19 protein-coding genes and 1 tRNA gene are annotated in these 20,970 nt (G+C 74.0%); 10 read left to right on the top strand and 10 right to left on the bottom strand.

Translation table 11 applies throughout. The features are described 5' to 3' along the window. Window positions 1-59: 59 nt before the first annotated feature. Both SCA03_RS09260 and SCA03_RS09255 read right to left on the bottom strand, forming a co-directional pair. Window positions 60-2,597, bottom strand: a complete 2,538-nt coding sequence (locus SCA03_RS09260; RefSeq protein ID WP_030877547.1) for an ABC transporter permease — start codon at window positions 2,595-2,597, stop codon at window positions 60-62. A gap of 88 nt (window positions 2,598-2,685) precedes the next feature. Then, on the bottom strand, window positions 2,686-3,453 hold the full coding sequence (locus tag SCA03_RS09255) for an ABC transporter ATP-binding protein (protein ID WP_037851463.1): 768 nt from the start codon (window positions 3,451-3,453) through the stop codon (window positions 2,686-2,688). A gap of 556 nt (window positions 3,454-4,009) precedes the next feature. On the opposite strand from SCA03_RS09255, the gene SCA03_RS09250 reads away from it, so the two are divergent. The 4 genes from SCA03_RS09250 to SCA03_RS35040 all read left to right on the top strand — a co-directional run bounded on the left by SCA03_RS09250 (window position 4,010) and on the right by SCA03_RS35040 (window position 7,810). Further along, window positions 4,010-4,094, top strand: a tRNA-Leu gene (locus tag SCA03_RS09250). Window positions 4,095-4,265: 171 nt separating this feature from the next. Further along, window positions 4,266-4,583 carry a hypothetical protein gene (locus SCA03_RS09245; protein ID WP_174864486.1) on the top strand — a complete coding sequence of 106 codons (318 nt, stop codon included), beginning with the start codon at window positions 4,266-4,268 and terminating at the stop codon, window positions 4,581-4,583. Between the two features lie 117 nt (window positions 4,584-4,700). Next, window positions 4,701-5,471, top strand: a complete 771-nt coding sequence (locus SCA03_RS09240; RefSeq protein WP_170298334.1) for a L,D-transpeptidase family protein — start codon at window positions 4,701-4,703, stop codon at window positions 5,469-5,471. 503 nt (window positions 5,472-5,974) lie between these two features. Beyond that, window positions 5,975-7,810, top strand: coding sequence for a choice-of-anchor A family protein (locus SCA03_RS35040; RefSeq protein WP_086818346.1), 1,836 nt, complete (start codon window positions 5,975-5,977; stop codon window positions 7,808-7,810). A gap of 261 nt (window positions 7,811-8,071) precedes the next feature. Here SCA03_RS35040 and SCA03_RS09230 read toward each other — a convergent pair whose 3' ends face one another. Beyond that, a complete protein-coding gene (locus SCA03_RS09230; protein ID WP_030877560.1) occupies window positions 8,072-8,425 on the bottom strand; it encodes a hypothetical protein in 354 nt (117 codons plus the stop codon). A gap of 5 nt (window positions 8,426-8,430) precedes the next feature. After that, window positions 8,431-9,057 (bottom strand): DUF3662 domain-containing protein, encoded by a 627-nt coding sequence (locus SCA03_RS35705; protein ID WP_051846667.1) that lies wholly within the window; start codon window positions 9,055-9,057, stop codon window positions 8,431-8,433. Between the two features lie 182 nt (window positions 9,058-9,239). Between SCA03_RS35705 and SCA03_RS09220 the strand changes: the two genes are divergently transcribed. Then, entirely contained in the window at window positions 9,240-10,076 is an 837-nt protein-coding gene (locus SCA03_RS09220; protein ID WP_141275295.1) for an SDR family NAD(P)-dependent oxidoreductase, read from the top strand. Window positions 10,077-10,132: 56 nt separating this feature from the next. Here the strand turns inward: SCA03_RS09220 and SCA03_RS09215 are convergent, their stop codons facing one another. Continuing rightward, window positions 10,133-11,602 (bottom strand): MFS transporter, encoded by a 1,470-nt coding sequence (locus SCA03_RS09215; RefSeq protein WP_230988557.1) that lies wholly within the window; start codon window positions 11,600-11,602, stop codon window positions 10,133-10,135. 134 nt (window positions 11,603-11,736) lie between these two features. On the opposite strand from SCA03_RS09215, the gene SCA03_RS09210 reads away from it, so the two are divergent. Next, complete coding sequence (locus SCA03_RS09210; protein ID WP_086814612.1) at window positions 11,737-12,357, top strand: TetR/AcrR family transcriptional regulator; 621 nt, start codon at window positions 11,737-11,739, stop codon at window positions 12,355-12,357. Between the two features lie 405 nt (window positions 12,358-12,762). Next, window positions 12,763-13,689, top strand: coding sequence for a nitroreductase/quinone reductase family protein (locus SCA03_RS09205; RefSeq protein ID WP_268932837.1), 927 nt, complete (start codon window positions 12,763-12,765; stop codon window positions 13,687-13,689). Window positions 13,690-13,749: 60 nt separating this feature from the next. Here the strand turns inward: SCA03_RS09205 and SCA03_RS09200 are convergent, their stop codons facing one another. Next, window positions 13,750-14,217 (bottom strand): MarR family winged helix-turn-helix transcriptional regulator, encoded by a 468-nt coding sequence (locus SCA03_RS09200; protein ID WP_037865728.1) that lies wholly within the window; start codon window positions 14,215-14,217, stop codon window positions 13,750-13,752. A 141-nt stretch (window positions 14,218-14,358) separates the two neighbouring features. On the opposite strand from SCA03_RS09200, the gene SCA03_RS09195 reads away from it, so the two are divergent. Together SCA03_RS09195 and SCA03_RS09190 are read left to right on the top strand one after the other, a co-directional pair. Continuing rightward, window positions 14,359-14,940: a DoxX family protein gene (locus SCA03_RS09195; protein ID WP_030877580.1), complete on the top strand. Its 582-nt coding sequence runs from the start codon at window positions 14,359-14,361 to the stop codon at window positions 14,938-14,940. A 405-nt stretch (window positions 14,941-15,345) separates the two neighbouring features. Further along, entirely contained in the window at window positions 15,346-16,200 is an 855-nt protein-coding gene (locus tag SCA03_RS09190; protein ID WP_030877583.1) for a Bax inhibitor-1/YccA family protein, read from the top strand. A gap of 121 nt (window positions 16,201-16,321) precedes the next feature. Here SCA03_RS09190 and SCA03_RS09185 read toward each other — a convergent pair whose 3' ends face one another. Further along, window positions 16,322-16,549 carry a DUF4287 domain-containing protein gene (locus SCA03_RS09185; protein ID WP_030877586.1) on the bottom strand — a complete coding sequence of 76 codons (228 nt, stop codon included), beginning with the start codon at window positions 16,547-16,549 and terminating at the stop codon, window positions 16,322-16,324. A 95-nt stretch (window positions 16,550-16,644) separates the two neighbouring features. Here SCA03_RS09185 and SCA03_RS09180 point away from each other — a divergent pair, with 95 nt between their 5' ends. Further along, entirely contained in the window at window positions 16,645-16,992 is a 348-nt protein-coding gene (locus SCA03_RS09180; RefSeq protein WP_030892485.1) for a hypothetical protein, read from the top strand. Between the two features lie 22 nt (window positions 16,993-17,014). Here SCA03_RS09180 and SCA03_RS09175 read toward each other — a convergent pair whose 3' ends face one another. The 3 genes from SCA03_RS09175 to SCA03_RS09165 all read right to left on the bottom strand — a co-directional run bounded on the left by SCA03_RS09175 (window position 17,015) and on the right by SCA03_RS09165 (window position 20,945). Further along, entirely contained in the window at window positions 17,015-18,175 is a 1,161-nt protein-coding gene (locus SCA03_RS09175; RefSeq protein ID WP_086814611.1) for a hypothetical protein, read from the bottom strand. A 270-nt stretch (window positions 18,176-18,445) separates the two neighbouring features. Then, complete coding sequence (locus SCA03_RS09170; RefSeq protein ID WP_030892490.1) at window positions 18,446-19,666, bottom strand: acetyl-CoA C-acetyltransferase; 1,221 nt, start codon at window positions 19,664-19,666, stop codon at window positions 18,446-18,448. Window positions 19,667-19,871: 205 nt separating this feature from the next. After that, window positions 19,872-20,945, bottom strand: coding sequence for an SGNH/GDSL hydrolase family protein (locus SCA03_RS09165; protein ID WP_063764705.1), 1,074 nt, complete (start codon window positions 20,943-20,945; stop codon window positions 19,872-19,874). Between the last annotated feature and the right edge of the window lie 25 nt (window positions 20,946-20,970).

Raw genomic sequence — 20,970 nt, 5'->3', positions numbered from 1 at the left:
CGCTCCGGAACCGTGCGTTCCGGAGCGGGCCCTCGACCGTGCGACCGTGCGGCGGCCGGCTACTCCGTCTTGATCGCGGCGAGCATGTTCAGCTTCGCCGCCCGCCGGGCCGGCCACAGCGCGGCGAGCACACCGACCAGGGCGGCCAGGGCGAGGAAGATCCCGATCCTGCCCCAGGGGAGCGTGAGCTGGTAGGTCTCCAGCCCGGAGCCGGCGATGAGTTCACCGGCGGCCCAGCCGAGGAAGACGCCGAGGCCGATGCCGAGCACCCCGCCGAAGAGCGAGATGACCAGCGACTCCAGCCGCACCATCCGCTTCACCGAGCGCCGCTCCAGACCGATCGCGCGCAGCATTCCGATCTCCTGGCCGCGTTCGAAGACGGACATGGCCAGCGTGTTGATCACGCCGAGGACGGCCACGATCACCGCCATCGCCAGCAGCCCGTACAGGACGTTCAGCAGCATGTTGATCATCTGCGCGACGCCCTCGGAGACGTCCTTCTTGTCCTCGACGAGGATCGCCGGGTTGTCGCCGAGCTGCTTGGTCAGCGCGTCCTTGACCTGGTCGTTCGCGCCGTTCTTCGTCTTGGCGAGCACCTGCATGTCGGCGGTCTTGGCCAGATGCGGGGTGAGGGCCGAGTTGTCGACCAGGATCCCCTTGAGCATCTCGTTGCCCTTGTACAGGCCGCCGACGGTCAGCCGGCCCTTCGCGCCGTCCTCGTAGGACACCTGGAAGGACGAGCCGAGCTTCCAGCCCTGCTGCTCGGCGGTCGTGGTGTCGACGACGACCTTCTTGCCGCCGCTCAGCCCGCTCCAGCCGCCCTCGGTGAAGTCCAGCGAGGTGAGCTTGCCGATGCTCTCGCCGTTGACGCCGGTCAGGTACTCGGTGCTGCCGCCGATGGTGGCCGGGCCGTTGCGCAGCGGGGAGGTCGCGGTGACCTCGTCCGAGGCGCGCAGCTTCTTGTCCACGTCCGGGGACAGCGGCGAGTAGTTCGCCATGGAGATCGTGTAGTCGGCCTTGAGGGAGTCCGTCGCCATCTTGTCGACGGCCTTCTGCACACCGGTCGCGATGACCGTCAGCCCGGTGATCAGCGTCAGGCCGATCATCAGCGCCGAGGCGGTGGCCGCCGTGCGCCGCGGGTTGCGGACCGCGTTGAGCCGGGCCAGCTTGCCGCTGACCTGGAAGAGCCGCAGGACCGGCGAGGCGGCGGCGATCAGCGGACGGGACAGCAGCGGCGTCAGCACGAACACACCGATCAGCAGCAGCGCGGCACCGGCGCCCATGGGGGCCTTGCCGTCGTCGACCTTGGTGCCCATGAGCACGAGGGCGACGCCGGCGGCCGAGAACAGGGAGCCGAGGGTGTTGCGCAGCACCAGCGAACGCGTGGAGGCGGGGGCGTGCACGCTGCCCATCGCGGCCACCGGCGGGATCTTCGCCGCGCGGCGGGCCGGCAGCCAGGCCGCCAGCACGGTGACGACGACGCCGACGACCAGCGAGGAGATCACCGCGGCCGGGGAGATCACCAGCGGCCCGTCCGGCATGGTGCCCATCTTCCCGATCAGGGAGCGCAGCCCGGCGCCGATACCGATACCGGCGGCGAGCCCGGCGACGCCCGCGACGGCGCCCACGAACAGCGCCTCGATCAGCACCGAGCGCGTCACCTGGCGGCGGCTCGCGCCGACGGCACGCAGCAGCGCCAGCTCCTTGGTCCGCTGCGCGACCAGCATGGTGAAGGTGTTGGCGATGATGAAGATGCCGACGAAGAGCGCGATACCGGCGAACGCCAGCATGCTGGTCTGCATACCGGACATGCTCGACTCGATCTGCCGGGACTGCTCGTCGGCGAGCTTCTTGCCGGTGACGGCCTCGCTGTGCGGCGGCAGGATCTTCTCGGCCTGCTCCTTGAGCGCGGCCTGCGAGACCCCGCTCTTCGCGGTGACGGAGATCTCCGTGTACTGGCCGGGCTTGGCGAACAGCTTCTGCGCCGTGGCGTTGTCGAAGAGCACGAGGCTGCCGCCGGCGGCGACGCTGCCGTCGTCGGTGGTGTAGACGCCGGTGACCTTCTCCTCGCGCACCGGGCCGTCGATCGACATCCGTACGGTGTCGCCGACCTTGTACCCGGTCCGCTCGGCGGTCTTGGAGTCCAGCGCGACCTCACCGGCGGCCCGCGGCGCCCGGCCGTCCTTCATCGGGTAGCGGGGGTCGGAGCTTTTGCCGTCGCGGCCCGCGTAGTAGTTGGCGCCCTGGGTGGAGAACCCGTTGCCGACGAGCTTGCCGTCCTTGTCGGCGAGCGCGGCGAAGCCGTTGACCTCGCCGGTGGCGGACTCGGCGCCGGGCAGGGCGGCGGCCCGGTCGAGGGTGGTCTGCTGGAGCGGGTCGACGGTGTCGCGGCCCTCGGGGGCGTCGCTGTTGTCCTGACGTATGGAGACGTCGACCTTCTCGAAGCCCTTCTCGGAGCTCTTGTGCTGGGCCTGGGAGATCGTCGAGGTGAAGACCAGGGTGCCGGAGACGAAGGCCACGCCGAGCAGCACGGCCAGCATCGTCATCAGCAACCGGGCCTTGTGCGCGAAGACGTTGCGCAAGGCGGTTCGGAGCATGTGGGGTGTCCTGGAGAATCCTGGGAAGTCCGGTGGGCGGTGGGGCGTGCGCCGGCGCAGTCCGCGCGCGGCCGGGCCCGGGTGCGGTTCAGCTCGTGCGGGCCCGGGCGTCGAACGCCTTCATCCGCTCCAGCACGGCGTCGGCCGTCGGGTTCCGCAGGTCGTCGACGATCCGCCCGTCGGCGAGGAAGACGACGCGGTCGGCGTAGGCGGCGGCCACCGGGTCGTGCGTCACCATGACGACGGTCTGGCCCAGCTCGCGCACCGAGTTGCGCAGGAAGCCGAGGACCTCGGCGCCGGAGCGCGAGTCGAGGTTGCCGGTCGGCTCGTCCCCGAAGATGATCTCGGGCTTGGCGGCGAGCGCCCGGGCGACGGCCACGCGCTGCTGCTGGCCGCCGGAGAGCTGGTTGGGCCGGTGCTTGAGCCGGTCGGCCAGGCCGACGGTGTGGATGACCTTGTCCATCCAGGCCCGGTCCGGCTTCCGGCCCGCTATGTCCATGGGCAGGGTGATGTTCTCCAGGGCGTTCAGCGTGGGCAGCAGGTTGAACGCCTGGAAGATGAAGCCGACGCGGTCCCGGCGCAGCTTGGTGAGCTTCTTGTCCTTCAGGTCCGTCAGCTCGGTGTCGCCGATCCGCGCGCTGCCGCTGGAGATCGAGTCGAGCCCGGCCATGCAGTGCATCAGCGTCGACTTGCCGGAGCCCGAGGGGCCCATGATCGCGGTGAACTCGGCCTGCATGAACTCGACGTTGATGCGGTCCAGGGCGACCACCTGGGTCTCGCCCTGTCCGTACACCTTGGAGAGGTCGGTCGCCCGGGCCGCCGCGACGCCGACGCCTCCGTGCGCTGCGGCGGGCATGCCCTGGTACGGGGCTCCCGCGGGGTTGTGGGGTCGGGTGCTGGTCGTCACGGCGCGGTGCTCCTCGGGACGGTGGCGGACGGAACTTCTTCGATGCCTCCATCGTTCCGGCTCGCTCCGCCACCGGGATCAGCCCCCGCTCCGGTTTCCGGGGGAGCCTTCGGAGGTACGCCGCCGTGCCCCGGTCCTCCTTGGGTATGACTGCGGACCCTGACCTCTCGGGCCGACGCCGTGGCTGCCGGGCCGGTCGGGCCGGCGGCCGGGGTGGTGAGGGGCGGCCGGGCGGGCGGGCCGGGCGCCCGTCGTCCGTACGCGCGCCGGGAACGGATGAGCGACCGGCGAGTTTCCGTCATTCCTGGACGAGCCGGGCGCCCGATGCCGGGCGCTCCGAAGTGGCAACCGGCGTGCTGATGCGCCGTCAGTCGCCAATAAAATAAGACAACATCGGTCTGTCGATCCGCTGTTCGGGGGATGACCCTGGATAGGCTCATCCCCGCGCCCTGGGGAGGGGCCCGCGTGCGCCCGCAGGGGTGCTCGCGGCGGTCCAGGAGCCGGTGCCCGGATGGTGGAATGCAGACACGACGAGCTTAAACCTCGTTGGCCTTCGGGCCGTGCCGGTTCGAGTCCGGCTCCGGGCACCAACCGGCCCAGGGCGCCGATCCGCCCGCCGGCCGTGCGGAAGCGTCCCCCGGGGTCCCACGGGCCCCGGCCGTCGGCCGGACCGGGCAGGACCCGTCTCACCCCCCGGGTATGTTTCGGGCGAAGTGGCTGCGGTCGGGTGGTCCGGGTGCTATGCGTGAGGGATGAGTCTCATGACGGATGGCACAGCGCCCGGACCGGTGCGGTTCTACCTCGCCTGTGACGCCCCGGACTGCCGCACGCGGGCCGTCTTCGACCTGGTGGTCGAGACCGCGCCGCCGCCGATGGACGAGGACGTCATCGGTCATGTCACCCACAACGGCGCCCAGGCCGCCGAGTTCATCAAGGCACAGGGCTGGGTCTTCATCCCGACCTTCGGCTACTGGTGCCCCACGTGCGCGACGCCGCGTGCCGAGCGTCCCGCCGTGCCCCCGCGCAGCCGTCGGGCCGACCCGCAGCGGCGCGCACGCCGCGACCCCAAGCGGCCGTAGCCGCCGCTCGCGGGCACGGCCGCCCGCCCGCACGGCAGCTCCCGCGGCCGGTGCGGCCGGTCACACGGACGGCTTCGCCGGGCGGCGGCGGCCGGGGACGCGGCGGACGGTGGGGGCATGAGAACGAAGCTCTCCCCGTGCGGGAGCCGCCGGGTGCGTGTCCGTGGCCGCCGCCCGGGTGCCGGGGCCGGCGCCGTGCTGCTCGTGGGCGCGGTGTGCGCGGGTCTGCCGGCGGCGCCCGTGCAGGCGGCGCCGCCCGGCGGGCCGGACGGCGGGCGGCGGGCGGCGGAGCGGGAGAAGCCGTGCACCGCCGGGACGGGGCCGTACCAGCGGCAGGTCGAGGCGTTCCTCAAGCGGCTGCCCGACGGGCGTCAGTCCACCGAGGACTGTGTGGCGATCCGGCGGTTCCAGCGCGCCCATCAGCTCGAACGGCAGGACGGCTACGCGGGGTTGGAGACGTACCGGCAGGTGCAGATCGAGCAGACCGGCGGGAAGCCGAACGCGGACGGCGCGTGCCCCGAGCGCTCGTACAAGGTCGTCTGCGTCGACCAGAAGCGCCAGCTGCTGTGGGTGCAGACGGGCAGCCGGACCGACTTCGGGCCCGTCCCGATGCGGACGGGCCGGTACGGGCAGGAGACCCGCCCCGGTATGCACCGCGTCGTGCGGCGGGTGCGGGACGACCGCTCGCAGATCTACGACAACGCGCCCATGCCCTACGCCCAGTACTTCGACCGCGGCCAGGCGATCCACGGGCGGCACGACAGCCTGTACGACGGCGGCGGCTCGGCCGGGTGCGTCAATCTCAAGCTCAAGGACGCGCGGGAGCTGTGGGAGCGGCTTCGGCTGGGGGACCACGTGTACGTGTGGGGCCGCAAGCCCGGGACGTGAGCCCGGGGCGCGGGGCGACGTGAGCCCGGGGCGTGAGGCAGGGCGTGCGGAGCGGGGAGCGCGCGGCGCTGCGGGCCCTGGTGGGCGCTGCGGGCGTCGGGGGCACGGCGGGCGCTGCGGGCGGTCCGCCGGGTGAGTGGTCCGGCGGGGCACCGGGGGCGGGCCTGCCGGGGCGGGGCCCGGGCGGTGTGACGATCCGTGCTGGATGTCGTGCACGCGGCTTGTGCACCGGTTCGCGGGAGCCCCGTCGAGGATCCGCGGGAGACCTCGCCACCGCCGCATCCGGCACCGTGCCGTCGCTCTCCCGCCCTCGTTCCGGCGGTCGCCCGCTCGCAGCCTCGCCGGTGCGGCGGCGGCCGGGCCGGAGCCCGTGCGGGCCGGTGGTGCGGGGACGGCGGCGGCGCGACGGGGCGCGCGGTCCTGCGGGGCCGCCGCGGGGCCGGTGGCGGCCGTACGGCGCGACGGACGGACCGTACCGCTGCGACCACCGGGAGGCCCCCTCCATGTCACCTCACCTCCGCGCCGCTCGACGAGCACCGCGCGGCGCGCTCGCCACCGCGGGCGCGGCCCTGCTGGGCGCCGTCGTCACCGCCGTGCTGCCCGCTGCCGGGGCGCACGCCGTGGACGGTGCGCACCCCGACACCCCGTCAGCTGCCCAACGGAGCGCGCCCCGGGCGCCGTTGCCCGGCGGGCTGGGCCCGTGCCAGGGCAGCGACTGCCCCGACGGCGACTACCCGCCGATCAACAACGGCGCCATCGAGCACCACGACGAGGCGGTCAACGTCTTCGTCGGAGGCGACTACCGGGTGCGCGGCCGGGCCGCCGAGGCCGAAGGGAAGATCGTCACGCTCGGCTCGTTCGACATGAACAAGGACACCGCGGGCGGGCAGGTCTACAACGTCGGCGAGGTCGGTGTCGGCTCGCGGGTGCCCCCGCCGCCCGGTTCGGACTGGCTGACGACCGGGGGCGACCTCACCGTCGCCCCCGGGCAGCGGCTGCTGGCGGAGAACGGCGTCGTCCGGCACGGCGGATCCGCGCGGGGCGACATCCGCGCCCGGCGCGTGGTCCAGGACGCGGACGCGGCGGCGCCCTACGAGCACCTGCGCGACGAGCTGAGCGACGCCGGCCAGTGCTACGCGCACCCCGAGGGCGAGGGCTCCCGGCGCGAACCCACGGGCACGGCCGTGCACTCGGGCGGGCAGACGACGTTCACCGGCGACGGCTCCTCCCGGCTCCAGGTCTTCAACGTCGACTTCGACATGGCCTCGGCGAGCGGCGGCCAGGAAGGACTCGTCTTCCGGAACATTCCCGACGGCGCGACCGTCCTCGTCAACGTGCTCGGCGACCGCCGTGTGCTGAGCACCTACAGCGGCGGCATCACCGACGACGACCCGCTCAACAAGCTGCGCAGCAGGCTGCTGTGGAACTTCCCCGACGCGACCGACGTGCGGCTGGCGGGCACCGGCCAGTTCCAGGGCAGCGTGCTGATCGGGAACCAGATGTCCGAGACGACCGTGTCCGTGCCCGGCGTCAACGGCCGGTTCTACGACACCGGATCCCTCACCCACACCTCCTCCGCCTCGGGCGGCGGCGGCCAGGAGATCCACGCCTATCCGTTCCTCGGCGACCTGCCCGACTGCGGGCCGGGGTCCCGGCAGGGCACGCTGCGCGTCGTCAAGAAGGACAGCGAAACCGGAGCGGCGCTGGCGGGCGCCGAGTTCGAGCTGTGGCAGGAGTCCAACGGGCGTCCGGGCCTCCAGACGGCCGGCGGCGAGCCCGACACGCTCGTCTCCCCGCCGTGCACCACCGACTCCGCCGGCGACTGCACGGCCCGGGTGGAGCCGGGCACCTACTACTGGCGCGAGACCAAGGCACCGGACGGCTACGAGCTGCCCGCCCGGCCGGTCCTCGGGCCGGTCACGCTCAGCGACGCCGACCTCGACGAGGGCGTCACCGTGACGGCGTCGAACAAGAAGGGGCGGGAGACCATCGGGAAGCTCACCGTCGCCAAGACGGACGACGCCGACGGGCAGCCGCTCGCCGGCGCCGTCTTCGAGCTGTGGCGGGAGACGAACGGAAGGCCGGGGTTGCAGACCGGCGGCGTGAGCCCCGACGAGCGGACCGGTCCCGGCTGCTCCACGGACGAGGCGGGGCGCTGCACCTTCGGGAGGCTGCCGCTGGGCACCTACTACCTGCGGGAGACGGCCGTCCCCGAGGGCTACCAGCTGCCCGATCCGGCGGTGACCGGGCCCTACCAGGTGACGGCGGGCAACGCGCGCACCGGTGTCACGGTGCCGCTCGGCAACCAGCGCGGCGAGCCGGGCAAGGGCGGTAAGTAGCCCGGGCGGACAGCGGGAAGGGGGCACAGCCGCGGTGGCTGTGCCCCCTTCTGTGCCCCCTTCTGCCGGTTCCCTGCCCGCTGCCCCTGGCGGCCTGCGGCCCGCGGCCCGCGGTCCGCGGTGCGGCGGTCGGGCCCGCGGCGCGCTGCGGGCCGGGAGCTGGGTGCGGTGGGCGGTGGGCGGTCCGTCGTGGGGGAGTGGGGGAGTGCGGGTGTGCGGAGGCCGGCTGCGGTGCCGGGGCCGGGCGGTGCGGCCGGGGTGTCAGCGGTTGCGGAGGCGGAGCTGGACCTGGAGTTCCTGGTCCCCGGCGACGACCATCTCCTCGCTGACGTGGAAGGCGTCACCGAGCACGGCCTGGAGCTTCCGCACGGCGCGCGGCGCGCCCTGCAACTCGGCGGCCACGTCCTGGGCCAGCTCCACCGGCTGCGCGGGCGGACTGTCCGGGGCCATGTCGAACTGCGTCGTCCATACACAGACCTCCCTGTGGCCCTGCCGGGTGGCTCCGGTCTCCCAGTCCGAGGGGTAGACGGCGCCGATCATCCCGAAGACCGCCTCGACGTCCTCGTCGACGCAGTCGCTGAGCTGCATCGACACTTCCATGTCTCCGTTCGCCATCTCTGTCACCACTGACGGGTCTCCGTTTCTCGCGAAGGCAATCCAGGCCCAATATCGGCCCGGGGCGCGCCGTCCGGCGTGAGCCCGACCGGCGATTCGGACGGGACGGCGGGGATTGGCGGGAATGGCGGATGGGGCGGCCGGCGTGTACCGGGCGGCCGGGGCGGTGGCGGTGGTCCGGCCGCCGGGGGCGGGCAGGGCGGTTCCGTCGGCAGGGGCAGCAGCTGGGTGCGGTCGTCCCGGCCGGCGGCCGGGACGCGGACGGCGGCGCGGACGGCGCTGCGTACCCGGTAGCGGGGCACCGCCTCGGGGTGCCGGGCGAGCCGGACGACGACGGGTCCGGCGAAGACGTAGCGGCGCTCGGCGGCGTACCGGCGGATCAGCGTGGCCAGTTGGAGGCCGAGCGTGTCCTGGTGCGGGGCGAGCAGGGCGTGGCTCTCGGGCGGCAGTTCGATGGTGAAGTGGTTGGGCACCATGGCCCGCGCGTGGCCCAGGATCATGGCCTTGTCGTCGCACTCCTTGCGCAGCACGTCCACCACTTCCAGGCGCGGGGGGCGCGGCCCGCGCACCGCCTCCCACACCCGGGCCGTCCAGCGCTCCATGGCCCGCTCGAATTTCCCGATCTGTCCCATTGCCGTGCCGCCGTCCGTCTGCCGTGCCGTGGTCGGTCGTCCGCGGGCTGTGCCCGTCCCCGGCTAACGGGCCGCGCCGTGCGCCGGGCACGCCGGCGGGCCGGATGGCGCAACGGCGCTGCGGGCCGGTGCCGCCCCGGAAAGGGGTGGAGCGGGGTGCGGTCGGATGCCAGGCTGCTGCGATGCGGACAGGACTGGAGGGCCGGACGGTCCTCGTGACCGGCGCCGTGCACGGCATCGGCGAGGCGACGGCACGGGCCTTCGCCCGGCTCGGCGCGCGGGTGGGCGTGCACTGGTTCCCGGGCGGCGACGGGGCGGACGGCGGTGGCGCGCGGGACAGCGGCGGCGGGGACGGCGGCGACGGCGGTGTGCCTGCCGGGGTGTCGTACGAGCACGTCACGGCGGACGCCGGGCGGGCCGAGCAGGCCGTGCGCGGGCTGCGGGCGGACGGCGCGGCCGATGCCGCGGCCTTCCCCGCCGATCTCGCCGTGGCCGGCGCCGCCGGGGAACTGCTCGACGCCGTCACCGCCCGGCTCGGCCCCGTCGACGTGCTGGTGAACAACGCGGCGCACTGCGAACTTCCCGACGCGGTGGACGAGTTGACCTTCGGCACGCTGGAGCGCACCTACCGCGTCAACGCCTTCGCGCCCGCTCTGCTCACGGCCGCGCTCGCCCGCGCGGGCGGACCGGCGGCCGTGGTCAACATCTCGACCGATGCGGCGCGGGCCTTCCCCGGGCAGTCCGCCTACGGCACCTCGAAGGCCGCGCTGGAGGGCTTCACCCGGGGCGCCGCGCTCGACCTGGGGCCGCGGGGCATCCGCGTCAACGCCGTCGCGCCGGGGCCGGTGCAGACCGGGGTCATGCCGGACGACCTCGTCGAGCGGGTGCTGCCCGGCATTCCGCTGCGCCGGGTCGGGACGCCCGAGGACATCGCGGACGCGGTCGTCTTCCTCGCCTCCGACCGGGCTGCCTGGATCACCGGCCAGGTGCTCCAGGTCGCCGGCGGCCACGCGCTCTGAGCCGCCGGGGCGCAGGCCGTCAGGGTGCCGGGAGCCGTGCACGGCGACCGCCGGGCTCAGTCCGGTGTGCGGGTCCGGGGCAGCAGGAGAGCGAGCGCGGCGGTGGCGAGCAGCAGGGCCGCCATGGCGAGGAAGACGGCGGTGTGGTCGTCCGGGCGGGCGGCGTCGCCGGACAGGGAGAGCAGGGCGGCCAGCCCCAGGGCGCCGCCGAACTGCTTGGCGGTGTTCATCAGGCCCGCTGCGGCGCCCGCGTCGGCGGCCGGGACGCCGGAGGTGACCTGCGCCGTCGCCGGGGTGCTGAACAGCGCGCCGCCGAGGGAGAAGACGACGGCGGGGCCGAGAACGCCGCCCGGGTAGCCGTCGCCGGCACCGGCGCGGCTCTGCCACAGGAAGCCGGCGGCGCAGACGAGGGCGCCGGTCACGATCAGCGTGCGGTGCGGCAGCCGTCGCATCAGATACGGCGTGACGCGGACGCCCACCACCACGGCGACCAGCGTGTGCGGCAGGAAGCCGAGGCCGGTGCGCAGCGCCGAGTAGCCGAGCACGTCCTGCATGTAGAACGTGAGGAAGTACCAGACGGGGGTCTGTAGACAGGCGCCCGCCAGCAGCATCAGGGCGTTGCCCACGGCCACGGCGCGCAGCCGCAGCAGCCGGGGCGGGAGCAACGGCCGTGCGGCGTACCGGATTTCGACGAGCGCGAAGACGGCGAGCGCCACGGCCCCGCCGAGCAGGGCGCACAGCGTCCCGGGCGCGCCCCAGCCCGACTCCTGCGCGCTGCTGAGGCCGTAGGTGAGCGCGGCGGCCCCGGCGGTCGCGGTGACCGCTCCCGGCACATCCAGCCGGGCCGGACGGCCCGGGCCCGGTGCCGGAGCCTCCGGTGCCGGTGCGGTGCGAGGGCTGCGGGGGGTGCGAGGGCTGCGGGGGGTGCGGCCGGTGCGTGCCGCGACGAGCAGGGCGAGGCCGGCCGGGACGTTGACGAGCAGGACGGAGCGCCAGCCGAGGGTCTCGGTGAGCAGCCCGCCCAGCACGTTCCCGGCGGCGCCGCCGGCGGAGGAGACGGCCGTCCACACCGCCAACGCCCGGGCGCGGCGGGCCCCTTCGGGGAAGGCGGCGGTCACCAGCGTCAGCGTGGCGGGTGCGAGGACGGCGGCGCCGAGCCCCTGGCCCGTGCGGGCGGCGAGCAGCGCCGCGGGGGTGGTGGCCAGCCCGCCGGCGAGGCTCGCTCCGGTGAACAGCGCGAGACCGCGGGCGAACACCCGTCGGTGCCCGTACAGATCGGCGAGGCGCCCGCCGAGCAGCAGGCACCCGGCGAAGGCCAGGGCGTAGGAGTTGGCGACCCAGGCGAGGCCGCCGGAGCGGAAGCCGAGGGAGTCCCGGACGGCCGGCAGCGCGACGTTCACGACGGACACGTCGAGCACGACCAGGAACTGCGCCGAGCAGGCCAGCGCCAGCACCCGCCACGGCGCGCCGCCCCGCCGCAGCGAGCCTCTCGGGCGCCGCCCGTCGGCCCGCACGCTTCCCGGCACAGCAACCCTCCCATTTCGATGTGCTCACATCGTAAAGCCGGAGCCCTTTCTTTCCAATGCGGACGCATGGGTAAAGTGCGTCCCGGTCGGCGAGGCGCGCCCGTCGGCCGGTGGCCGACCGGAGGAGCCAACCGATGCCGAACCGACCCGCACGCCCCCGTGGACCGGGCCGGCACCACGACGAGCGGCGGGCGGAGATCGCCGACGCCGTGCTGGCCGTCGTCGTCGAACTCGGCCTGGACGGCGTGTCGTTGACGGAGGTCGCCCGGCGGGCCGGTGTGTCGCCCGGCCGGGTGCAGCACTACTTCCCGGCGAAGCAGCGGCTGATCGAGGCCGCGTTCGACCGGGGCAACGAGCTGAGCGAGGCACGCATCCGGGAGCGCGCCGAAGGGCCCCTGGAAGAGGCGCGCCCGGCCGAGGTGCTGCGCATCGTCCTGGACGAACTGATCCCGTACGACGCGGCGTCCACCGCGCATCTGCGGGTGCGCCAGTCGTTCATCGCGCGGGCGCTGGCGGACGAGGCCATCGCCGCCAAGCTGCGCGCCCTCTACGCCGGGTTCCACGACCGGATGGCCGCGCTGCTGTCCGCCGAGCAGCGGGCCGGCACCGTCCCCGAAGGGCTCGAACCGCGCGCGGCCGCCCGGGCGTTGGTCGCGCAGGCGGAGGGGCTCGCCTCATATGTGCTGCTCGGTGTCGTGGACGCGGCCGAGGCGCGCGGACAGCTGGAGCGGAGCCTGGCGGAGCTGTACGGCTGACCCGCGCCCACCGGTGCGGGACCGCTGCTGCCGCGCCCGGCTCTTGACGGCCCCGGGTGCGCCGACTTCAATGACCCCTCGTGTCGCGTGACATCGACCGGGAGGACGGCGATGGCATGGAGGCACCGGACCCGAGGAGCGGCCTGATGAAGACAGCCGCCATCTGACGCAGCGCAGCACGGAGCCGAGCGACACCGGCCGGCCCGCCCGCTGACCCGCACACCGCGAGCACGCCCTTCTCGCGTGCTCTTCTCCGTTCCCTGCTTTCTTCCCTTCCGGGGTGCCCGCTCGGCACGCGCCCGTGCCCTGCCGAGCCGCCGTGCGCCGAGGAGCGCCGTGCCGCGCCACGCAGTGCCGCGCCGCTCCGTGCCGTCCGGGCCCCCGGCCTCGACCAGGAGGTTCTTTTTGCCCTTCAGCCATCCGCCCGCCCGCGTCAGCGACGTCAACCGGCCCGTCGTGGAGGAGTTCCGGGCCAACGCCGGTCGCGTCGGCGGCATGTTCGAGGGCGGCGATCTGCTGCTGCTCACCACCGTCGGAGCCCGTACCGGGCGGGAGCAGACCGTGCCGCTCGGCTTCGTCCGCGAGGAGCCGGAGAGCGGGGATCCGGGCCCCGGCCGGCTGCTCGTCGTCGCCTCGGCCGGCGGTGCCCCGCGCCACCCCGACTGGTACCGCAATCTGCTGGCCCATCCGATGGTCCGCGTCGAGGTGGGCGAGGACGACTTCGGCGCCGTCGCCGTTCCCCTCGAAGGGGCGGCGCGCGAGCGGGCGTTCGCGCACGTGGTCGAGCGCGCGCCCGGCTACGCCGACCACCAGGCCGCGACCGCACGCGCCCTGCCCGTCGTCCGGCTCGAACGCCCCTACGTGGACGCACCGTTCACCGGTTTCGGGGACAAGCTGCGGGAGGTGCACACCTGGCTGCGCACACAGCTGCGGCATGTCCGGGACGAGACGGAGGCGTACTTCGCCGCACGGGAACGGGGCGGCACGGCGGCCCCGCCGGCGGTTCCGGGGCTGCGGATCCGGCAGCACTGCCTCGCGTTCTGCGAGTCCCTGCACACCCACCACACCCTGGAGGAGCAGGGCGCGCTCCCGGCGATCCTGCGCGCCCATCCGCATCTGGCGCCGGCCGTGGAGCGGCTGCGTGCCGAGCACCGGGTCGTCGACGCGCTCCGGGCCCGCCTCGTGGCGCTGCTGGACGGCGTGGCGGAGAGCGACCCGGAGCGCTTCCGTGCGGAACTGGTCCGGATGACCCGGGAGTTGGAGGCGCACCTCGACTACGAGGAGGAGGTGCTGATCCCGCCGCTCGATCTGCTGCCCCCGCCGCCCGGCTGAGCCGGGCCGTGTGCCCGCAGCCCGGCCGCGTCCGGCGGTCGCGCCGGGATCCGGTGCGGCTCAGTCGGCCGGGTGCGGGCGCAGCCGGCCGCCGACGCGTCCGAGGGCGCGCGCGAGGGCGTCGAGCTCGTCCGGCTCCAGGACGTCGATCAGCGCCTCGCGCACCGCCGCCACGTGCCCGGGCGCGGAGCGGCGCAGGGCCTCGCGGCCGGCGGGGGTGAGGACGGCGAGGACGCCCCGGACGTCGGTGGGGCAGGAGCGGCGGTGCACCAGCCCGCGCTTCTCCAACTGCCCGATCTGGTAGGTGAGTCCGCTCTTGGAGGTGAACAGGCCCTCGGCGAGTTCGGTCATGCGCAGTTCCCCGCCCTCGGTGGCGGAGAGCCGCACGAGGATCTCGTACTGCGCGTGGGACAGGCCCGCGTCCTCCTTGAGCTGGGTCTCCACATGCCGGGAGACCCGGCTGGTCGCCTCCAGGAAGCCGTGCCAGGCCGCCATCTCCCGCTCGTCGAGCCACCTGGTCTCAGCCATGCGGCCCATTGTACGGGGTTGTTCAAATTCGAACCTGCTGTGTACCGTCTGCTGAGTTCGAATTTGAACTACTTGGCTCGTACACGTTGCCGGTCCGCCGGTCTGCCGGTTCGCCGGTCCGCACTCAGGAGGCTCGCGCTCATGTCGTCCCCCCACACCGCTCCGCCCGTCGATCCCCCCGTCGCCCGGCCCGGCACGGCGCCCGCGGGGGAGGGGGCCGCCACCGAACAGTCCGGGATCGACGCCGGGCTGCTGGTGCTGCGGCTCGTCGTCGGGCTGACCATGGCCGCGCACGGATCGCAGAAGCTCTTCGGCTGGTTCGGCGGCGGCGGGCTGGACGGCACCGCCGCGTTCTTCGGCTCGGCCGGCTACCCCTCCGGCAAGGCGATGGCCGTGGTGGCCGGGCTCACCGAGACGCTGGGCGGGCTCGGCCTCGCCGTCGGGCTGCTCACCCCGCTGGCCGGTGCCGCCGTGTTCGGGACGATGCTCAACGCGCTCGCCGTCAAGTGGGGCGGCGGCTTCTTCGCGCCCGATGGGGTGGAGTACGAGGTGCTGCTGACGGTGGCCGCCGCGGGGCTCGCGCTCACCGGGCCGGGGCGGCTGGCCGTGGACCACGCGCTGCCGGTGCTGCGGGTCCTGCGCGCGCGGCGGCTGGCGTTCGGCGCCGGTGCGCTGGTGCTGGGCGCGGTGCTCGCCGGGGCGGTGCTGCTCGTCCGCTCGTGACCGGCCGCCGGGAGCGGCGGCTCGGGGGCCGGGAAACCGGGGGGCCGGGAGTTCCAGGGGTTCCGGCGGCGGGGTCTCGCCCGGCGCCGGAACCGGAGGCCCGGGCCGCACGCACCTGGATGCGCCGGGCCCGGACCATGGGGAGTGCCCGGGCCGACGGGTGCCCGGCCCGGGCGCACTGCTGTACGGGGATTACTACAGCAGTGTAGAAAGTAACACGATGGGGGCGTTCCCGTCTGCCCCTCCGGCGCACCGGTTCCCGGACGCGCCGACGGTGCGCGCCACCCGGGGGAACGGGAACGATCCGTGCCTTTCCTCCGTTGTTGTTTCTGCACTAGCGTGCTGTTTTTACTGACGCATTACGCTGGAGCGGAGGCCGTGCCGTGCGGCCCATGGAGGAGTGAGATGAGGAGCAGCAACCCGGTCTTCTCGCGTCGGGGGTTCAGCCGCGACAACGGCTATGCCGGTTTCCAGGCTCAGCAGCAGCCGCAGGCCGGGAACCCGTACGCCACGAACCCTTACGCGCAGCAGGCCAACCCGTACGCCCAGCCGCAGACCGCGGGCAGCCCCTACGCAGCGCCGCCGGCGGCCCCGCCGCAGGCCGGCCGGATGACGATGGACGACGTCGTCGCCCGTACGGGGACGACCGTCGGCCTGGTCATCGTGGCCGCCGCCGTCGCGTGGGTCACCGACATGTCGCTGGGCCTGGCCGTCGGTGCCGCGCTCGTGGCGATGGTGCTGTCGCTGATCCAGGCGTTCAAGCGCAAGGCGGTGCCGGCGCTCATCCTGGCCTACGCCGTCTTCGAGGGCCTCTTCCTGGGCGCGCTCAGCAACTTCGTCGACGGATACGTCAACGGCGCCGCGATGCAGGCGGTGATCGGCACCATGGCGGTGTTCGCCGCGGTGCTGGTGCTCTACAAGACGCGGATCATCCGTGTCACCCAGCGGTTCTACCGCTTCGTGATGGCCGCGGCGATCGGCTTCGTGCTGCTGATGGCGGTCAACATGCTCTTCGCCGTGTTCGGCGGCGGTGACGGCCTCGGCTTCCGCAGCGGCGGCCTGGGCATCCTGTTCGGCGTCATCGGCATCGTGCTGGGCGCGCTGTTCCTGGCCCTGGACTTCAAGCAGGTCGAGGACGGCATCGCCTACGGCGCCCCCAAGGAGGAGTCCTGGCTGGCCGCGTTCGGCCTGACGCTCACCCTGGTGTGGATCTACATGGAGTTCCTGCGGCTGGTCGCCATCCTGCAGGGCGACAACTGACCGCTGCGCCACCGGCCCCGGCCGGGCGGCGCGGAGACGGGAAGGGCCCGGAAGGCGATGCCTTCCGGGCCTTTCGCTGTCCGGGGGTTCACACCCGGCGGTTCATCTCCTCGGTCCGGGGTTACAGATTGCGGGCGGCGCGGCGCAGGTCGTGCTCGTGGATGATGGCCTTCGCGTGTCCGTAGGCGAGGTTGTGCTCGCCGCGGAGCCAGCTCACCTTCTCTTCGAAGCGGAGAAGGGAGGGCCCTTCGTCCACGGCGCGCAGCCATTCGGAGACTTCGCGGCCCGTGCAGTGGGGAATGCGGGAGAGCAGGTTCCGGTGGGTCTCTTCCGAGAAGACTTGGGACATCGGCGCCTCCGGACGCTTCGGTGAGTCCTTGACGCCACGTTGCCTGAGCGTGACGGCGTTGGCAACAGCCCGGAACGGGCGCATAGGCTTACCGGATGCCCTCCGTCGACACAACGCCCCTGATCACCGCCGTGGAACGGCTCGCCGACCGGCTACGGGCGCTGCCGCAGAGCAGGTTGACGCGGGGTGCCGCGCAGGAGGGATTGACGCTGGCGCAGGACCTCGCGTACCGCGCGCAGCGGCTGGAGTTCGCCGGGGGCGGCCCCGGCGGCGGGGAGCCGAGGACGCTCCCGGACGCCGGGATCTTCGCCGTGGGTGATCAACTCGCCGTCGCGGGGCACGATCTGGCCCAGGCGCTCGCCGGGGCGCCGTCCGCCGGCGCGGCCGGCGAACTGGCGGAGGCGCTCGCCGAGGTGCGGGCGGCGGACGCGCGCATCCACTGAGGCCGCCCGGCCGCGCGCCGGTTCACACCGAGGTGATGACGCGGTCCGCCAGCAGATAGGCCGTCCTGCCGTCGGCGAAGCCGAAGGTGAGGGCATAGGAGCCGGCGACGCCCGAGCCGCCCAGCAGGACCGGCGGGTCCCCCAGCCGCAGCGCGTCCGCGAGCGCCTCGCTGGTGGCCCGGTGGCCGGGCGAGAGGCACACGGTCGTGCCGTCCTCGAAGACGTAGACGTCCAGGGTGCCCAGCGGGCCGGGCCGGACATCGGCCAACGGGGTGCGGGCGTCCGCGAGTTCGGCCAGGCGCTCGACGGTGCGCTCGTGGTCGGCGACGGTCGGTGCGTGCGAGGGGGCGTGGCCGGGGACGACGGGCTCTCCGGAGAGCGTGAAGTCGGGCTGCGAGGGGTGCCGGCGCCGGGCGGCGGCCAGCTCGGCGGACTCCTCCTCGGGGCCGTCCTCGTCCCGGCCGCGGGGGCTCGTGGGCTCCTCGGCGGGCGCGTGGGCCGGGTCGTCGGCGCCGGGCTCACCGGGGGCATCGGCGTGCGGGCCCGAGCGGCACGGCGGGACGGCGCCGGAGGGCTCACCGGACTCCGGCGGCTCGGGGGAGCCCAGGGACTCCAGGGATTCCAGCGACTCCAGCGTCTCCAGGAACGACTCGGGGACGTCGATGTCGCGCTCGTCGGGGCCGGCCTGGCGGGGGATGAAGACCTCGCCGGTGTCGCCCGGCGCCGGCCACTCCTCGCCGTCGCCCAGCGCGTCCAACGAGTCGGCGAAGTCGGACAGTTCGCTGTCGACGATCTCGTACTCGGTGCCGTGGCCGGCGAGCAGGGAGCCGGAGCCGGGCCCGGTGTCGCGGGCCTCCTGTGCGGCCCAGAAGGCGCGTGCCTCGGCGAGTTCGCGCTCCCGTTCGTCGGCGAGCGCGGCGGCGACCGCGGCGCGGATCTCCTCGGCGAACGGTCCGGACACCGGCCGTCCGCCCGCGGGTTCCGCGGCGGCGGGCTCCGTGCGGCCGTCCCGCGCGTGCGGCACGGCCGAGGTCTGCCCGGCGCGCTCGGCCGACAGCTCGTGCAGCTGTGTGCGCAGCTGCGTCAGCTGGCGGCGCAGTCCGCGCGCGGTGTGCAGTGCCGCTCCGCCCAGCGCGGTGGCCGTGGCCGCGGCGCACAGCAGGATGAGGGATATGGCGCTCACTGACGTACTCCCGATTCCTGTTCCGGTCCCCCTGACCCCTGATGACCCCCTGAATTCCTACAACAGCGTTGTCGCGGGCGCTCTTCGACGTTAGAGCAAACCACCCTGAAGTGGACAGGTGGGAAAGGAACCGTCGTTCCGTCGCACCGCTGTGACCTGCACAGGAACCGCGGCCCCAGGGTGTATGTCACATCCTGGGGCCGCTTCGGTCTCGCCCTTGTTATCGCATCCGGGCGCCCCGGCGCACCCGGCGCGGGCGCCTGTGCGGCCTCAGCTGAGGCGTTCGAGCACCATGGCCATGCCCTGGCCGCCGCCCACGCACATGGTCTCCAGGCCGAACTGCTTGTCGTGCCACTGGAGCGAGTTGAGCAGCGTCGTGGTGATGCGCGCGCCCGTCATGCCGAAGGGGTGGCCGACGGCGATGGCGCCCCCGTTGACGTTCAGCTTGTCCAGGTCGATGCCCAGGTCCCGGTAGGAGGGGATGACCTGGGCGGCGAACGCCTCGTTGATCTCGACCAGATCGATGTCGCCGATCGACATGCCTGCCCGGGCGAGCGCCTGGTTGCTGGCCTCGACGGGGCCGTAGCCCATGATCTCGGGGGAGAGCGCGGAGACGCCGGTCGAGACGATGCGGGCGAGCGGGGTCACACCCAGCTCGCGTGCCTTCGTGTCGGACATGATCACCAGCGCCGCCGCACCGTCGTTGAGCGGGCAGCAGTTGCCCGCCGTGACCAGCCCGTCCGGCCGGAACACCGGCTTGAGCCCCTCGACGCCCTCCAGCGTCACACCGGGCCGCGGCCCGTCGTCCTTGCTGACGACGGTGCCGTCGGGGGTGGTCACGGGCGTGATCTCGCGCTCCCAGAAGCCGTCCGCGATGGCCTGCTCGGCGCGGTTCTGCGAGCGGACGCCGAACTCGTCCATCTCACGCCGGGTGATGCCCTTGTGACGCGCGAGGTTCTCCGCCGTCTGCCCCATGGCGATGTAGACGTCCGGGAGTTCCCCCGCCTCGCGCGGGTCCTGCCAGCCCTCGCCGCCCTGCTCGGCGCGGGCCGCCGTGCGGGCCTCGGCGTCCGCGAAGACGGGGTTGTGGGTGCCGGGGATGCCGTCGGAGGAGCCGTTGGCCAGCCGGGAGACGGACTCGACGCCGGCGGAGACGAACACGTCGCCCTCCCCGGCCCGGATCGCGTGCAGCGCCATCCGCGTCGTCTGGAGGGAGGAGGAGCAGTAGCGGGTGATGGTGCAGCCCGGCAGATGGTCCATGCCGAGCTGGACGGCCACCACGCGCCCGAGGTTGTGGCCCTGCTCACCGCCGGGCAGGCCGCAGCCGAGCATCAGGTCGTCGATGTCGCGGGGGTCCAGCTCCGGGACCTTGTCGAGGGCGGCGCGGACGATCCCGGCCGTCAGGTCGTCGGGGCGCACATCCTTCAGGGAGCCCTTGCCGGCGCGTCCGATGGGGGAGCGGGCGGCAGAGACGATCACTGCTTCGGGCATCACGGCTCCAAGGGAGGTCGGTGTCTCCTCGCCGGCCGGGCGCGGAGGACCGGGGGCGAGCGCGAACGGGGGTGTGCGCGGTGCCATGCCGCGTACGCTGCGGAAGCTACCCGCCCGTAGCAAGCGGGTCACGGTTCCGCGGGTGTGATGCGGGCCTCTTTCTAAGCGTACGCTTGTCAGGTCCGCAGCGGGCCGTCCCGGCCGGTCACCGCCCCCGGGTGTGCTCGCGCTTCTCGTCGCCGCGGCGGCGTTTGCGGTCCGTCGCGCGGGGCCCGTCGGCGCCGTCCTCCGGCGGGGGCAGCCGGCGCCTGCGGCGGTGCTTGAGCAGGGCCCAGGGGCCGCGGATCGCCGCGACCTCCGTGCCGCCCTCGGCCGCCGCCTCGGCCGCCGCGCGCGCCACCGGCAGGATGCCCTCGCGGCGGCGGGCGTCCGGGCGTTCGTCCTCCGTCGGCCACAGGCCCAGCGCCGCGCACACCGTGGGCAGGACGGCCATCGCCGCCGTCGCGTAACCCTCGGCCGAGGGATGGTAGTTGTCCGGTCCGAACAGCTCGCGCGGGTTGGCGGAGAACTCCGGGCCCAGCAGATCGCCCAGCGAGACCGTACGGCCGCCCTCCTCGACGACGGCGATGGTCTGTGCCGCGGCCAGCTGACGCGACAGCCGCCGCGCGATCCAGCGCAGCGGCTGTGCGACGGGCTCGACGCTGCCCAGGTCGGGGCAGGTGCACACCACCACCTCGCAGGCCGCGGTGCGCAGCCGGGCCACCGCGTCGGACAGATGGCGCACCGAACGGGCCGGGGGCATGCGGTGGGTGACGTCGTTGGCGCCGATCATCACCACGCAGACGTCCGGCGCCTCTCCCGGCGGCTGTTCGCCGAGCAGCAGCGTGACCTGGCGCTCCAGGTCGTCGGACTGGGCGCCCGGCACCGCCACGTTGCGCAGCCGCACCGGCCGTTCGGCGATCGCCGCCAGCGCCGAGGCCAGCAGCGCGCCGGGTGTCTGCCGGGCCCGGTGCACGCCCTGGCCCGCGGCCGTGGAATCGCCCAGCAGGGCCAGGCGCAGCGGGCGTTCGGGCGCGGGACGGGCGAAGGCGGTGCCGTAGAGCCCGTCGGCGTGCGGTGGTTCGTCCGCGCCACCGACCTTGCGTTTCGCGAGCTGGATCTCGGTGAAGAGCAGGCCGATCGCCGCCCCGCCGAGCAGGCCGACTCCGCCGCCTCCGTAGGCGGCGGCGGTCGCGATCCGCCGGGCCACTCTGGCGCTCGACGCCTTCGACATCGGCATTGTGGTGTCTTCGCCTCCTGGGGGT

Source organism: Streptomyces cacaoi (assembly GCF_006539165.1).
Taxonomy (GTDB): Bacteria; Actinomycetota; Actinomycetes; order Streptomycetales; family Streptomycetaceae; genus Streptomyces; species Streptomyces cacaoi.
Note: the sequence above shows the minus strand (reverse complement) of the source record. Positions and strands in the feature narration are given on the sequence as shown.